The sequence below is a fragment of the Variovorax paradoxus B4 genome, assembly GCF_000463015.1.
In the GTDB taxonomy this organism is placed as follows: Bacteria; Pseudomonadota; Gammaproteobacteria; order Burkholderiales; family Burkholderiaceae_C; genus Variovorax; species Variovorax paradoxus_E.
This window is the reverse complement of sequence record NC_022247.1, coordinates 5,461,625-5,475,689: the sequence shown is the minus strand read 5'-3', so window position 1 is coordinate 5,475,689 and position 14,065 is coordinate 5,461,625. Positions and strand designations below refer to the sequence as shown.

At 66.7% G+C, this 14,065-nt stretch carries 13 protein-coding genes; 4 read left to right on the top strand and 9 right to left on the bottom strand.

The window, feature by feature from the left end; translation table 11 throughout:
• Positions 1–15: 15 nt before the first annotated feature.
• The gene (locus VAPA_RS25580) at positions 16–990 is read right to left on the bottom strand and encodes a tripartite tricarboxylate transporter substrate-binding protein (protein WP_021012896.1); all 975 of its coding nucleotides are present in this window, start codon (positions 988–990) and stop codon (positions 16–18) included.
• A gap of 206 nt (positions 991–1,196) precedes the next feature.
• Between VAPA_RS25580 and VAPA_RS35555 the strand changes: the two genes are divergently transcribed.
• From VAPA_RS35555 to VAPA_RS25565, 3 genes are all read left to right on the top strand, one after another.
• Positions 1,197–2,387 (top strand): M48 family metalloprotease, encoded by a 1,191-nt coding sequence (locus tag VAPA_RS35555; protein WP_021012895.1) that lies wholly within the window; start codon positions 1,197–1,199, stop codon positions 2,385–2,387.
• A 195-nt stretch (positions 2,388–2,582) separates the two neighbouring features.
• Entirely contained in the window at positions 2,583–3,896 is a 1,314-nt protein-coding gene (locus tag VAPA_RS25570; protein ID WP_021004967.1) for an IS1380 family transposase, read from the top strand.
• Positions 3,897–4,123: 227 nt separating this feature from the next.
• Positions 4,124–4,693, top strand: a complete 570-nt coding sequence (locus VAPA_RS25565; protein ID WP_021012893.1) for a type 1 glutamine amidotransferase domain-containing protein — start codon at positions 4,124–4,126, stop codon at positions 4,691–4,693.
• 420 nt (positions 4,694–5,113) lie between these two features.
• On the opposite strand, the gene VAPA_RS25560 is transcribed toward VAPA_RS25565, so the two are convergent.
• Positions 5,114–5,431, bottom strand: coding sequence for a hypothetical protein (locus VAPA_RS25560; RefSeq protein ID WP_041946249.1), 318 nt, complete (start codon positions 5,429–5,431; stop codon positions 5,114–5,116).
• Positions 5,432–5,563: 132 nt separating this feature from the next.
• On the opposite strand from VAPA_RS25560, the gene VAPA_RS25555 reads away from it, so the two are divergent.
• Complete coding sequence (locus VAPA_RS25555) at positions 5,564–5,773, top strand: hypothetical protein (protein ID WP_041946248.1); 210 nt, start codon at positions 5,564–5,566, stop codon at positions 5,771–5,773.
• Here VAPA_RS25555 and VAPA_RS25550 read toward each other — a convergent pair.
• Genes VAPA_RS25550 through VAPA_RS25520 form a run of 7 tightly spaced genes read right to left on the bottom strand, consistent with a single transcriptional unit; the run spans position 5,764 to position 14,037 of the window.
• Complete coding sequence (locus VAPA_RS25550; RefSeq protein ID WP_021012892.1) at positions 5,764–7,011, bottom strand: phenylacetate--CoA ligase family protein; 1,248 nt, start codon at positions 7,009–7,011, stop codon at positions 5,764–5,766. The genes VAPA_RS25555 and VAPA_RS25550 overlap by 10 nt on opposite strands.
• Before the next feature lie 46 nt (positions 7,012–7,057).
• Positions 7,058–7,870, bottom strand: a complete 813-nt coding sequence (locus tag VAPA_RS25545) for an ABC transporter ATP-binding protein (RefSeq protein ID WP_021012891.1) — start codon at positions 7,868–7,870, stop codon at positions 7,058–7,060.
• 35 nt (positions 7,871–7,905) lie between these two features.
• Positions 7,906–9,231, bottom strand: a complete 1,326-nt coding sequence (locus VAPA_RS25540; protein WP_021012890.1) for an ABC transporter substrate-binding protein — start codon at positions 9,229–9,231, stop codon at positions 7,906–7,908.
• A gap of 57 nt (positions 9,232–9,288) precedes the next feature.
• Positions 9,289–10,365, bottom strand: a complete 1,077-nt coding sequence (locus tag VAPA_RS25535; RefSeq protein WP_021012889.1) for a branched-chain amino acid ABC transporter permease — start codon at positions 10,363–10,365, stop codon at positions 9,289–9,291.
• A 2-nt stretch (positions 10,366–10,367) separates the two neighbouring features.
• The gene (locus tag VAPA_RS25530; protein ID WP_021012888.1) at positions 10,368–11,297 is read right to left on the bottom strand and encodes a branched-chain amino acid ABC transporter permease; all 930 of its coding nucleotides are present in this window, start codon (positions 11,295–11,297) and stop codon (positions 10,368–10,370) included.
• Positions 11,297–12,085, bottom strand: coding sequence for an ABC transporter ATP-binding protein (locus VAPA_RS25525; RefSeq protein WP_021012887.1), 789 nt, complete (start codon positions 12,083–12,085; stop codon positions 11,297–11,299). Before VAPA_RS25525 ends, VAPA_RS25530 begins: the two co-directional genes overlap by 1 nt.
• Complete coding sequence (locus VAPA_RS25520) at positions 12,082–14,037, bottom strand: AMP-dependent synthetase/ligase (RefSeq protein WP_021012886.1); 1,956 nt, start codon at positions 14,035–14,037, stop codon at positions 12,082–12,084. Before VAPA_RS25520 ends, VAPA_RS25525 begins: the two co-directional genes overlap by 4 nt.
• Positions 14,038–14,065 lie beyond the last annotated feature (28 nt).

Genomic DNA, 14,065 nt, shown 5'->3' with positions numbered 1-14,065 from the left:
AGAGCGCGGGAAAAATCAGTCGGCGTACACGCCGGCAGCCTTGATGATCGGGCCCCACTTGGCGATCTCGGCCGAGACGAACTTCTTGTGCTCGGCCGGTTCCGTGCGCTTGTCGGCGATGATCACGGCGCCCAGTGCCTCTTCGCGCTTGACGAAGCCCGGGTCCTTCATGGCGGCCTTGATGGCTTCGTTGAGCTTCTTCAGCACCGGTGCCGGTGTGCCCTTGGGCGCGTACACGCCGTGCCAGATCGAGACCTCGAAGTCCTTCAGGCCCGATTCGGCCAGCGTCGGCAGGTCTTTGAGGGCCGGCGTGGTCAGGCGCTTGCTCGTGGTCACGGCGTAGGCCTTGACCTTCTTGGCCTCGATCTGCGACGTGGTGTTGGTGGTCTGGTCGCACAGCAGGTCGATCTGGCCGCCCAGCAGGTCGGCGATGGCCGGCGCGGTGCCCTTGTAGGGAACCGGCGTCATCTCGACCTTGAGCGCGCTCTGGAACAGCAGGCCGCACAGGTGCGACGCAGCGCCCAGGCCGGCATTGCCGAGGTTGATCTTGCCCTTGTTGGCAGCGATCCAGGTCGTCAGCTCCTTGTAGTTGTTGGCGGGCAGGGTGGGCTTGCCGATGAGCGTCATCGGCACTTCATTGACCATGCCGAGGTATTCGAAATCGTTCTCGACGTTGAACGGCAGCTTGCGGTAGAGCGCCGGCATCGTCGACATGCCGATGTGGTTGAGCAGCAGCGTGTAGCCGTCCGGTGCGGCGCGGGCCACCTTGGCGGTGCCGATGGAGCTGCCGGCGCCGGCGGTGTTGTCCACCACGATCGTCGTGCCCAGGGTCTTTTGCAGGGCTTCGGCCAGATCGCGGGCCACCCGGTCGGTGGGGCCGCCGGCGGAGAAAGGCACTACCAGCGTGACGGTCTTGCCTGCGGGGAACTCCTGGGCGTAGACGCCGGCGGCGGCAGCGGCGAACGCCGTGAATGCAAGCAGTTTCTTCATGAGTGTCTCTCGGGTTGGTGAATTGCAGAAACGGCCGCGATCATAAGGGCTGACCATGACCTGACAAATAGCGAATAGCCCTTAGGCATGGGCCGAAATCCGCCCCTTCCTGGGGCATGATGCGCGCTCGCAAGTCGCGCCTGGGGAGGCGCGGAGAAAAACCACAACACCGCAGGCCTTCAGGCCGCATCGAGGAGGAAATTCCAATGGATCCATGGGTCTATCCGCGCGAGCGCTGGCTCGGCAACATCACGCTCTGGCTCGGCCTGCTGGTCTGGGTGCTGCTGGTCCTGGGCACCCTGGGCATCGCGCTCGTCTATGTGCTGCTCGGCTTCATCGCCTACGTGTTCGCACAGTCGGCCGTCATCGCCTGGATCAAGGGCACGGCCGTGAAGCTCTCGCCCACCCAGCTGCCCGAGCTGCACGCCCGCTTCCAGGCCTGCTGCGGCCATCTCGGCATCGAGAACCCGCCCGAGGCCTACCTGCTGCACGGCGACGGCATCTTCAATGCCTTTGCCACCCGCTTCTTCGGCCGCAACTTCGTGGTGCTGCTGTCCGACGTGGTCGGCGCCATGGAAGCCCAGCCCGACGGCATCAACTTCTACATCGGCCACGAGCTGGGCCACATCCGGCGCGGCCACCTCACGGGCCACATCTGGCGCGCCCCGGTGCTCTGGCTGCCGCTGCTCGGCGCCGCCTATTCGCGGGCCCAGGAATACACCTGCGACCTGCACGGCGCCGCCTGCTGCAAGCAGCCCGACTCCGCGCCCCGCGCGCTCGTGGCGCTGGCCGCCAGCGCGCAGCAGTGGCGCCACGTCGACCTGCAGCGCTACGCCGACCAGTCGACCGGCAACAGCGGCTTCTGGGCCTCGTTCCATGAACTGATCGCCGGCTATCCCTGGCTCACCAAGCGTGTCGCGCGCGCCATCGACCCGGGCGCGAAGCTGCCGAGCCGCAATCCGGTGGCCTATGTGCTCGCGGTCTTCGTGCCGTACACCGGCCGTGCCGGCGGCGGCGCGCTGGCGCTCCTGGTGGTGGTGGCCATCATCGGCGTGCTGGCTGCCGTGGCCCTGCCGGCCTACCAGCAATACCAGTCGCGCGCGGTCGTCTCGCAAGCCTGGTCCGAAGCTGCACCGGTGCGCGAAGCGCTCGGCAACTACTACAAGCAGAAGGAAGAGATTCCCGATTCCCTCGCCGCCGCCGGCGCGCCCGAAACCCTGCCCGGCGGCTCGGAGCTGACGCTCGACCCGGACACCATGGTGGTCGAAGCGGTGCTTCCAAAGGTGAAGGGCACGCTGCGCATGGAGCCCTCGGCCACCGACGACGGCATTGCCTGGAACTGCGTGGCCGGCGACGACCTGCCGGAGAAGGCTCTGCCGGCCACTTGCCGGAAATAGCGGCAGGCATGTCGTAAGAGAAGGTTGCCGCCCGTCGAACTGTCCGACAGGCGGACCCGGCGGGCGCCGATGCGCGCCACGGGGGTGGGCTCTAGCCTGGATATTTCGCGAGTAGAAGGTCGGCAGCCCTGAGCCGGGATGCGTTGTTATTGGTATCTGATGCCAAGAACATGCAACTCGAGAACAGGACTGCCAGTGCCAAAGTGTACCGATGTGCCAGTGAGATTTTGCAAGGTTGGGCGTCGCGTCGTGGAGGCGGCGTTTGACGGCGGAGATATCGTCAGCGACGGTGGTGCGGTACTGCTCAAGCAAGTCGATGAGCGCATCGGCTTGACGCGCGCGGCGGCGCGCGTGTTCGCTGACGCACGGCGCAAGGCCAGCGTGCGTCACGACATTCGCAGTCTGCTCGCGCAGCGCGTGTACGGCTTGTGTTGTGGCTGGGAAAGTGTTTCGCAGCACAACACGCTGCGCCATGACCTGGCGCACCAAACGGCGGTAGGTCGTGTCGTTGAGCTGGCCTCGGCGCCGACGTTGAGCCGGTTGGAGACTTCGGCCACGAGCGAGCATGCCGCGGCGTTGCACGCTGTTTTGTTGGATCAATTCATCGCTAGCCGCATGACGACCCCCGACGAACTCGTGCTCGACATCGATGCCACGCACATCCCGCTGTACGGTGACCAGGAAGGCGCGCACTTCCACGCCCACTACGACAACTACTGCTACTTGCCGCTGTACATCTTCTGTGGGCAAGACATGCTCGCGTGCGTGCTGCGCCCGAGCTGGCGCGATCCGGCCAGCGTGCTCAGCGCGTTGATCAAGCTGATCGCGCGACGGCTGCGCCAGGCGTGGCCCGGCGTGCGGCTCGTGGTGCGCGGCGACTCCGGCTTCTGTCGCCCGAAGGCGCTGCGCCGCTTCGACGCCTGGGGCATTGACTACATCGTGGGCCTGCAGAAGAACTCCGCCTTGCTTGAACGCGTGGCCATCGCTGAACACGCGCTGGCCGAGCAGTACGAAGCCGTCGGCACGAAGCAGCGCCTGATCGGCGAGTTCCGATATGCAACGCGCAGCTGGGAGCGTGAGCGGCGCGTCATCGCGCGGCTGGAGCACGGCGCGCAAGGGCGCAATCCACGCTTCGTGGTCACGAGCCTGGAAGCGGGAGACGCCAAGTCGCTGTACGAGGACTTGTACTGCGCCCGCGGTGAGGCCGAGAACCGCATCAAGGAAGCGCAGATCGACCTGTTCGGTCGCCGCGGCAGTTGTCGCCGCTTCGCGTCCAACCAGATGCGCCTGCTGTTGGCTGCGCTGGCCTACACCTTGATGATCAACCTGCGCCGGCTGGCCCTTCAAGGCACGCAGTTGGAACGCGCGTGCACCGCCACCATCCGCGTCAAGCTGCTCAAGATCGGCGCCGCCGTGCTGCGCAATACCCGTCGCATCCGCCTGCTGCTGGCCTCGCACCACCCGCTCAAGCACGTCTTCCTCACGGCCGCTCGCGCACTGGCTCCATAGATCGCGTCGAGTGCTGTCCCCGGCACGTCGACAAACAACGGGGGTAAGGGGGCACTGCGTCTTCAGCCCCAGCAATGCGGCTGAAATCTCACTCATCGCGGTTGTATCGCGCGCTTCGCGCCCTACATTGATCAACTGCCATCGCGACACGTCACTCGCGAAATATCCAGGCTAGGGTGAAGTTTCATTGCCATCGAGAAAAACCACCTTCAAGGAGTGACTCATCCATGCCCACCATCTCTTCTTCACTGGACGGAATGAAGATTGCCGTCCTCGTGGCGGACGGTTTCGAGCAGGTCGAAATGACCGAGCCGCGCAGGGCGCTCGACCATGCCGGCGCGCAGACGCAGATCGTTTCGCCGCTCGACGGCAGCGTGCGCGCCTGGAAGCGGCTCGAGCCCGCCGACGCCTTCGAGGTCGACGTGCCGCTCAAGAACGCCAATGCCGACGATTTCGACGCGCTGCTGCTGCCCGGCGGCGTTGCCAACCCCGACGCGCTGCGCATCAACCAGAAGGCCGTGGCCTTCGTGCGTGCCTTCGTCGAGTCGGGCAAGCCCATCGCCGCCATCTGCCATGGCCCATGGACGCTCATCGATGCCGGTGGCGTGAAGGGCCGCAAGGTGACCTCGTGGCCTTCGCTGCGCGCCGACCTGCACAACGCCGGCGCGAAGTGGATCGACAAGGAGGTGGTGGTCGACCACGGCCTGGTGACGAGCCGCAGGCCCGGCGGCCTGCCCGCCTTCATCCGCGAGATGACGACGATGTTCGAGCTGGCGCACGAGGTGGCAATTCACTGAGCGTGCGGCGGTGCAGCGCGCACGCGGATGGGGCCGCGCGTTTCCGGTACGCTCCCCTCCCATGGCGGCATCCCCTTCGTTCGAGCGCGCGCAGCACTTGCCCGGAAATTTCGCATGGATCGCGGCGGCGGTCGAAGCGGCGCTGTTCGCGGTGAGCATGGCGGTGCAGCTGCTGCCTTCCTCGCCGCACAGCGAGCAGATGCGCGGCGTGTATGCGCAAGCGGGCGTATGGGTTCCGCTGCTGTCGCGTGTCGTGACGGTGTGGCTGCTGGCTGCCACGCTGGCGTGGTGCCATGCGCGCAAGGCGCTCGACGAGCGCGGGGCGGCCCGCATCGCGCAGCTTCGCCACCCCGCCGGCCGCTTTGGCGCCGTGTTCCTTGCGGCGATGGTCGTCAACATCCTTGCATTGACGCCGCTGTTCTACCAGGCGCAGGTGCTCTTCATGCCGGGTGGCCCGCTGCACGAACGCGTCGACATGTACGGCTTGCGCTCGATCATGGCCACGTCGGTGCTGGTCCAGTCGGTCATCCAGATGCTCGTGCTCGTCGCGAGCGTGTGGCTGGCCGCCCGTTTCGCGCTGCGCGAGCGCAGCACTGCGCTCGCGGACGCATCGCCCGGCGCGGCGGACGAGGGCGCAGGCGCGGCAACGCCTCGCCGCGCGGTGGCACTCGTGGCTGCTGCGACCTTCGTCTCGCTGCAGATGTGGATCGGCAACGTCGCAAGCGGCTGGGTCGGCACGTCGAGGGACTCGGAGGTGGTGCCGCTTCTTCTCGGCTGGTTCGCGGTGCCGCTGCTGGTCTGTGCGCTGGCGTTCTGGGGTGGGTGGCTCGGCGCCGCGCCAGGGCCTGCGCAACGCGTCCCTTTCGGGCCGTGGCTGCCGCGGTGTCGACCTTCGTGCTGCTGCAGATGGTCTGCGCCGGCCTTGCGATCGGCGGGCTGCTGTGGATCGCGAGCTTCTCGGGCAGCAGCGGCGGCAGCCGCCTTGTGGCGCTCGCCGTCGCGATGGCGGCGATCTACCTGGTGCTGCTGGTGGTGGCGATGCGCACGATCACGCGCCGGTTCTACCGCCGCTACTTGTAGCTGCGCGCGTCCTCGATCACCTTGCCGTCGTTCGGCAGGGTGCCCGGCGCCACCAGCTCGATGGTGCCGCGCAGCTTGGTCACTTCGCGCACCGCATCGGCAATGCGCGCATCGAGCCCGGCCGGTGCACCCGCGCATTCGAGCCTGAAGGTCATCCGGTCGTCGCCCATTTCGCCCGAGACCACGAGACGCGCGCGCTGCACTTCCGGAAAGCGCCGCGCGATCTCCGCCACCTGCGAGGGGTGCACGAACATGCCGCGCACCTTGGTGGTCTGGTCGGCGCGGCCGAGCCAGCCCTTGATGCGCTTGTTGGTGCGGCCGGTGGGGCAGGTGCCCGCGAGCACGGCGGAAAGGTCGCCGGTGCCGAAGCGCACCAGCGGATAGTCGGGGTTGAAGGTGGTCACCACGATCTCGCCGACCTCGCCATCGGGCACCGGGTCGCCGGTGCCGGGGCGCACGATTTCGACCAGCACGCCCTCATCGATCACCAGGCCTTCGCGCGCGCTGGTTTCGTACGCGATCAGGCCCAGGTCGGCCGTCGCGTAGCACTGCGTGCCCTGCACGCCGTGCGCGGCGATCCAGTCGTGCAGGCTCGGAGGAAAGGCTTCGCCGGAAACAAGCGCCTTGGTGAGCGAGGGCAGCTTCAGGCCCTTCTCCTCGGCCTTTTCCAGCAGGATCTTGAGGAAGCTCGGCGTGCCCGCATAGCCTTCGGGCTTCAGGTCGACCATGGCTTCGAGCTGCTGCTCGGTCTGGCCGGTGCCGCCCGCGAACACGGTGCAGCCCATGGCGCGTGCGCCGCTTTCCATGATGGAGCCGGCGGGCGTCATGTGGTAGCTGAAGCTGTTGTGGATGAGCTCGCCGCCGCGAAAGCCCGCGGCATGCAGCGCACGCGCGGTGCGCCAGTAGTCGCGCGCCTCGCCCTCGGGTTCGTAGATGGTGCCGGGGCTCGCGAACACGCGCGGCATGCGGGTGCCGCGGCCGATGGTGGAAAAGCCGCCGAAGGGGTCGTCCGCGCGGCGCTGTTTCTGCAGCTCGAGCAGTTCAGTCTTGCGCGTGACGGGCAGCTTTGCGAGTGCTTCGCGCGTGGTGATGTCAGCGGGCTTCACGTCGTCGAGGATCTTTGCAAACGCGGGCGCGGCGGTCTGGGCCTGTGCGATCTGCTTCGGCAGCGCGGCCAGCAGGTCGCGCTCGCGTTCGGCGGGGTCGCGGATCTCGAGGGCGTCGTAGTGGTCGGTCATGGATTCAATGCCCTTCTTCATGGGATGGCGAGCGCAGCGCAGCGGGTCATGCCAACCACCTTTTCCGGCGCTTGTAGCTCTTGACATCGCGGAAGCTCTTGCGGTCCGCACCGCCGACGCCAAGGTAGAACTCCTTCACGTCCTCGTTCTCGCGCAGGCTCCTGGCCTCGCCGTCCATCACGATGCGGCCGTTCTCCAGGATGTAGCCATAGTCGGCGTAGCGCAGCGCCATGTTGGTGTTCTGCTCGGCCAACAGGAAGGTCACGCGTTCCTTGGTGTTGAGGTCCTTCACGATCTCGAACACCTCCTCGACGATCTGCGGCGCGAGGCCCATCGAGGGCTCGTCGAGCAGCACCATGGTCGGGTTGGCCATCAGCGCGCGGCCGATCGCGCACATCTGCTGCTCGCCGCCCGATGTGTAGGCGGCCTGCGAAGTGCGCCGCGTCTTCAGCCGCGGGAAGTACGCATACACCTTCTCCAGCGTCTCCGCGATCGCCGCCTTGCCGTCCTTGCGCGTGTAGGCGCCGGTCATCAGGTTGTCCTCGATGGTCAGGTGGGCGAAGCAGTGCCGGCCTTCCATCACCTGGATCAGGCCGCGCTTGACCAGCTCGGAGGGCGACAGCGCCTCGATGCGCTCGCCGCGCAGCTCGATGCTGCCCTTGGTCACCGCGCCTCGCTCGCCGGCCAGCAGGTTGGACACCGCGCGCAGGGTGGTCGTCTTGCCGGCACCGTTGCCGCCCAGCAGCGCCACGATGCCGCCCTCGGGCACCACGAGCGAGACGCCCTTGAGCACCAGGATCACGTGGTTGTAGATGACCTCGATGCCGTTGACGTTGAGGACGATGCTGGGTGAACTCATGGTGCTTCCAGGGACTGGCGAAGGCTGGGGTGGGCTTAGCTCTGGCAGTCGGCGGGCGTGCGTGCCGTGAGCTTCTTCTCGGCCGCGTACTTGGCCGCGGTCGACTTCACGAGCGGCTTGATGATCTGCTCGTCGGCCTGCAGCCAGTCGGACGTGAACTTCCACGCCTTGCCGTCCCAGGTGTGGATGCGCGCCCAGGCCGCGCCCATGTGGTCGGTGCACGAGGTGCTGATCGGGCGCATCACGCCGGCGAAGCCCAGGCCGTCGAGCTTGGCCTGTGTGAGGTTGAGGTTCTCGAGCCCCCAGCGCACCTGCTCGCCCGTCATGACCTTGCCCTTGCCGAAGCGCTCCTGCGCGGCGCGGATGCCTTCCACGCCGAGCATCGCGCTCATGGCGCCGCGCATGTAGAGCACCTGTCCCACTTCTTCCTTCGGGCCGGTGCCCTGGTTCTTGTCGTGCAGCATCGAGACCACGTCCTTCACGAGCTTGGACTGCGGCTCGGCGCCGTGCTGCATGGTCACGGCGTTGTAGCCCTTGGCGCCGTCGCCCACGTCCTTCACGTCGGGTTCGGCGCCGGCCCACCACACGCCGTACATCTTCTCGCGCGCATAGCCGGTGGCCTGTGCTTCCTTGAGCGCGGTCGAGTTCATCACGCCCCAGCCCCACAGCAGCACGTAGTCGGGCCGCGCCTGGCGCACCTGCAGCCAGGTGGCCTTCTGCTCGACGCCCGGCGCCGTGACCGGCAGCAGCTGCAGGTCGAAGCCATGCATCTTCGCGCGCTCCTGCAGCAGCGGGATCGGCTCCTTGCCGTAGGGGCTGTCGTGATAGATCAGCGCGATCTTCTTGCCCTTGAGCTTGTCGAGGCCGCCTTCCTTCTTGGCGATGGCCTGGATGATCGCGTCGGCCGCCACCCAGTAGGTGCCGGCGATCGGGAAGTTCCACTTGAACACCGTGCCGTCGGCGCTCTCGCTGCGACCGTAGCCCACGGTCACCACGGGGATCTTGTCGATGGGCGCCTTCTCGGTGATCGCGAAGGTCGCGCCGGTGGACAGCGGCTGCACCAGCGAGGCGCCGCCGCCCTTGCCCTTCAGGCGCTCATAGCATTCCACGCTGCGCGCGGTGTCGTAGCCCGTTTCGCATTCCTCGAAGGAGAGCTTCACGCCGTTGATGCCGCCGCGCGCGTTCACCAGCTTGAGGTAGTCGACGTAGCCGTTGGCCCAGGGCGTTCCGTTCGGCGCATAGGCGCCGGTGCGGTACGACAGCACGGGGATGAACTGCTCCTTGGCCTGCGCGAACGCAGGGGCCGCGCCTGCCAGCGCGGATGCGGCGGCCACGGCGAGTGCGAGTGATTTCAGCTTCATGGTTGTCTCCTGGTTTTGTATGGGAAAGTCACGCTCAAAAAAAAAATGGGGGCGCAATCAATGAGGGAAGGGCCACAGGCGCAGCTTCTGCTTGCCCGTGGACCACAGCTTGGCCAGCCCGTGCGGCTCGACGATCAGGAACCACACGATGAGGCCGCCGAAGATCATCAGCTCCGCATGCGCGATGCCGACGGTCGAGATCTGCGCGCCGAACCAGCCGGCAATGACCGGCAGCGCCTGGTTCAGCACGATCGGCAGCACGGTGATGAAGGCCGCGCCGAAGAAGGCCCCGGTGATCGAGCCGAGCCCGCCGATGATCACCATGAAGAGCAGTCGGAACGACTGGTCGACCGAGAACGCCGCCGGCTCCCAGGCGCCGAGGTAGACGAAGGCCCAGAGCGCGCCGGCCACGCCGATGATGAACGAGCTGACTGCGAAGGCGCTGAGCTTGGCGTACATCGGACGGATGCCGATCACGGCGGCCGCCACGTCCATGTCGCGGATGGCCATCCACTCGCGGCCGATGGCGCCTCGCACCAGGTTCTTGGTCAGCACGGCGACCACCACCAGCACCACGAGGCACAGCAGGTACTTGCTCGCGGCGCTCTCGATCGGCCAGCCGAAGACCTGCAGATTCGACACCGACACCGATCCCGAGGGCGTGTCGAGCGTGAACCACTTGATGCGCAGGAACATCCAGTCGCTGAAGAACTGCGCAGCCAGCGTGGCCACCGCGAGGTAGAGGCCCTTGACGCGCAGGCTGGGCAGCCCGAACAGGATGCCGAACAGCGTGGCGCACAGGCCGCCCAGGATCAGCGCGGGAATCAGCGGCAGCCCGGGGAAGCGCACGAAGAAGTTGTAGGCCCCGTAGGCACCCACCGCCATGAAGGCGCCCGAGCCCAGCGAGATCTGGCCGCAGTAGCCCACCAGCACGTTCACGCCCAGCGCCGCCAGCGAGATGATCACGAAGGGGATCAGGATCGCGCGCATCAGGTAGTCGCTGGCCAGGAAGGGCACGACCGCGAACGCGAAGATCAGCACCAGGCCGATCGCCACGCGGTCCTGCAGGATCGGAAAGACCTGCTGGTCGGCGCGATAGCTGGTCTTGAACTGGCCGTTTTCCCTGTAGAACATGTTCAGACCCGATCAATGATTTTTTCGCCGAAGAGGCCCTGGGGCCGGAACAGCAGGAACACCAGCGCCAGCACGTAGGCAAACCAGATCTCGATGCCGCCGCCCACGTACGGGCCCAGGTACACCTCCGAGAGCTTCTCGCCGACGCCGATGATCAGCCCGCCGATGATGGCGCCCGGCACCGAGGTGAGGCCCCCGAGGATCACCACCGGCAGCGCGCGCAGCGCCACCGTGGTGAGCGAGAACTGCACGCCGAGCTTGCTGCCCCAGATCATTCCGGCCACGAGTGCCACCACGCCGGCCACGCACCACACGATGACCCAGATGCGCGTGAGCGGAATGCCGATCGACTGCGCGGCCTGGTGGTCGTCGGCCACCGCGCGCAGTGCGCGGCCGGTGCCGGTCTTCTGGAAGAACAGCGAGAGCAGCGCCACCAGCGCGGCCGCGATCGCGGCGGCGTAGAGGTCTTCCTTGTTGATCAGGATGCCGCCCTCGAACACCTTGTCGAGCAGGAAGATCGGATCCTTCGGCATGCCGATGTCGATCTTGTAGATGTTGCTGCCGAACAGGGTCTGGCCTGCGCCGTCGAGGAAGTAGGCAATGCCGAGCGTGGCCATCAGCAGCGTCGCGCCTTCCTGGTTGACCAGGTGGCGCAGCACCAGCCGCTCGATCAGCCACGCCACCGCGAACATCACCAGCCCGGCCACCGCGAAGGCCGCGACGTTGGCGAACCAGCGGCTCTCGATGCCGGTCCACATCGGGATCCATTCGGCAAAGCGCGCCATCGCGAGCGCGGCGAACAGCACCATCGCGCCCTGCGCGAAATTGAACACGCCCGAGGCCTTGAAGATCAGCACGAAGCCGAGCGCCACCAGCGAATACAGCATGCCCACCATGAGGCCGCCGAAGAGGGTTTCGAGAAAGAAGGCCATCAGTGTTCGACCCCCAGGTAGGCGCGGATCACGTTCTCGTTGCTGCGCACTTCGTCCGGCGTGCCGTCGCCGATCTTCTTGCCGTAGTCGAGCACCACCACGCGGTCCGAGATGTCCATCACCACGCCCATGTCGTGTTCGATCAGCACGATGGTGCTGCCGAATTCGTCGTTCACGTCGAGGATGAAGCGGCTCATGTCCTGCTTCTCCTCCACGTTCATGCCGGCCATCGGCTCGTCGAGCAGCAGCACCTGCGGCTCCATGGCGAGCGCGCGGCCCAGGTCGACGCGCTTCTGCAGGCCGTAAGGAAGCTGGCCGACCGGCGTCTTGCGGTGCGCCTGGATCTCCAGGAAATCGATGATCTGCTCGACGAACTCGCGGTGCTTCGTTTCCTCGCGCTCGGCCGCGCCCCAGCGGATCGCCTGCTGGAAGAGGTTGGATTTCATGCGCAGGTTGCGCCCCGTCATGATGTTGTCGAGCACGCTCATGCCCTTGAAGAGCGCCAGGTTCTGGAAAGTGCGCGCCACGCCCATCTCGGCCACCTGGCGCGAGTTCATGTGCTTGAAGGTGTGGCCGCGGAAAGTGATGGAGCCCTGCTGCGGCCAGTAGACGCCGTTGATGCAGTTGAGCATCGAGCTCTTGCCCGCGCCGTTGGGCCCGATGATGGCCCGCACCTCGTGCTCGCGCACGTCGAAGCTGATGTCCGTGAGCGCCTTCACGCCGCCGAAGCTCAAGGAGATGTTCTGCACGTCGAGGACGACGTCGCCGACTTTTCTGTTGCTGCTCATGCGGCCGCCTTCACGATGGGGAAGGTCCTGGCCTCGACGATCTTCAGCGTGGCATTCACCACGCCCGTGCGTCCGTCCTCGAACTTGACCTGGGTCTCGATGTACTGCTCGGTCTTGCCGCCGTAGAGCGCGCTGACCAGCACCGCGTATTTCTCGGCGATGAAGCCGCGCCGCACCTTGCGCGTGCGGGTGAGTTCGTCGTCGTCGGGGTCAAGCTCCTTGTGCAGCACCAGGAAGCGCGCGATCTGCGTCTCGCCCATGCCGTCCTCGCTCGCGAGGTCGGCGTTCACCTTGGCAATGCATTCGGCGATGAGCGCCAGCACCTCGGGCTTGCCGGCCAGATCGACGTAGCCGCCGTAGGCGAGGCCGCGGCGCTCGGCCCAGTTGCCCACCGCCTCGAAGTCGATGTTGATGGCCGCGCAGACCTCGTCGCGCCCGTTGCCGAAGCACACGGCTTCCTTGATCTGCGGGAAGAACTTGAGTTTGTTCTCGATGTAGTTGGGCGCAAAGATCGCGCCGCTCGCGAGCTTGCCCACGTCCTTCGCGCGGTCGATGATGCGCAGGTGGCCCTCGCTGTCGAGCACGCCGGCATCGCCGGTGTGGAAGTAGCCGTTGGCGTCGAGCACCTCGGCCGTGGCGTCGGGGCGCTTGTAGTATTCCTTGAGCACCGACACGCCGCGCACCAGCACCTCGCCGTCGTCCGCAATCTTGAGTTCGATGCCCGGCGCCGCGGTGCCCACCGTCTGCAGCTTGACCTTGCCGTCCTGCTGCAGGCACACATAGGCGCAGGTCTCGGTCTGGCCGTAGAACTGCTTGAGGTTGACGCCGATCGAGCGGTAGAAGCGGAACAGGTCGGGCCCGATGGCCGCGCCGGCCGTGTAGGCCACGCGGATGCGGCTCATGCCCAGCACGTTGCGCAGCGGCCCGTAGATCAGCAGATTGCCGAGGCCGTACATCAGCCGGTCGCCCATGCTCACGGGCGCGCCGTTGAGGATGTCCGCGCCCACGCGCTGCGCAAGCGCCATGAACTTCGCATACAGCCAGCGCTTCGGAGCCGCCGCGTCTTCCATGCGGATCGACACGGCCGTGAGCAATCCTTCGAAGGTGCGCGGCGGCCCGAAGTAGTAGCTCGGGCCGATCTCGCGCATGTCGTTCATCACCGTCTCGGTCGACTCGGGGCAGTTGAGCGTGAAGCCGCCCACCAGCCACTGCGCCACCGAGAACAGGTGGTCGCCGACCCAGGCCATCGGCAGGTAGCTCATGATGTTGTCGCCGGGGCCGAGCCTGTCGGTCTCCACGCCGCCGCGGCCCGCCGCGATGAAGCTCGCATGCGTCTGGCACACGCCCTTGGGCCGGCCGGTGGTGCCCGAGGTGTAGAGGATCACGCCGACGTCGGTGGCCTCGCCGCTCGCGACCGCGCGGTCGTAGTAGCCGACGTGGGTCTTGTCGAATTCGCGGCCCAGCTCGCGCAGCTGCTCGTAGCTCATGAGCCCGGGCTGGTCGTAGTGGCGAAGGCCCCTGGGGTCGTCGTAGATGATGTGGCGGATGCCGTGCTGCTGGTCCTTCTGCAGCTCGCGGCACTCGAGCAGCTTGTCGACCTGCTCCTGGTCCTCGACGATCACGAAGTCGATGGCTGCGTCCTGCAGCATGAAGACCATCTCGCTGGCCACCGCGTCCTGGTAGAGCGGCACCGGCACGCCACGCAGGCTCTGCGCCGCGAGCACCGCCATGTACAGGTGCGGGCGGTTGGCACCCACGATGGACAGGTTGTCGAAGGGTTTGAAGCCCAGGCTCGCGAGGCCGCAGGCCATTTCGCGCACCTCCTGCGCCACGGCGCTCCAGCTCCATGTTTGCCAGATGCCGAGATCCTTCTCGCGGATGGCGGGCGCCTGGGGCTGGGCCTGCGCATGCGCAAGCAGCAGACGGGGAAAGGTGGGGGCGGTGGTTTGCACAGTGGGCGGATCGTAGGCCCCACTTTGA

Coding starts and splice junctions, on each gene's coding strand:
- VAPA_RS25580 (WP_021012896.1), bottom strand. CDS start 990: ATGAAGAAACTGCTTGCATTCACGGCGTTCGCCGCTGCCGCCGCCGGC.
- VAPA_RS35555 (WP_021012895.1), top strand. CDS start 1,197: ATGGATCCATGGGTCTATCCGCGCGAGCGCTGGCTCGGCAACATCACG.
- VAPA_RS25565 (WP_021012893.1), top strand. CDS start 4,124: ATGCCCACCATCTCTTCTTCACTGGACGGAATGAAGATTGCCGTCCTC.
- VAPA_RS25550 (WP_021012892.1), bottom strand. CDS start 7,011: ATGACCGACCACTACGACGCCCTCGAGATCCGCGACCCCGCCGAACGC.
- VAPA_RS25545 (WP_021012891.1), bottom strand. CDS start 7,870: ATGAGTTCACCCAGCATCGTCCTCAACGTCAACGGCATCGAGGTCATC.
- VAPA_RS25540 (WP_021012890.1), bottom strand. CDS start 9,231: ATGAAGCTGAAATCACTCGCACTCGCCGTGGCCGCCGCATCCGCGCTG.
- VAPA_RS25535 (WP_021012889.1), bottom strand. CDS start 10,365: ATGTTCTACAGGGAAAACGGCCAGTTCAAGACCAGCTATCGCGCCGAC.
- VAPA_RS25530 (WP_021012888.1), bottom strand. CDS start 11,297: ATGGCCTTCTTTCTCGAAACCCTCTTCGGCGGCCTCATGGTGGGCATG.
- VAPA_RS25525 (WP_021012887.1), bottom strand. CDS start 12,085: ATGAGCAGCAACAGAAAAGTCGGCGACGTCGTCCTCGACGTGCAGAAC.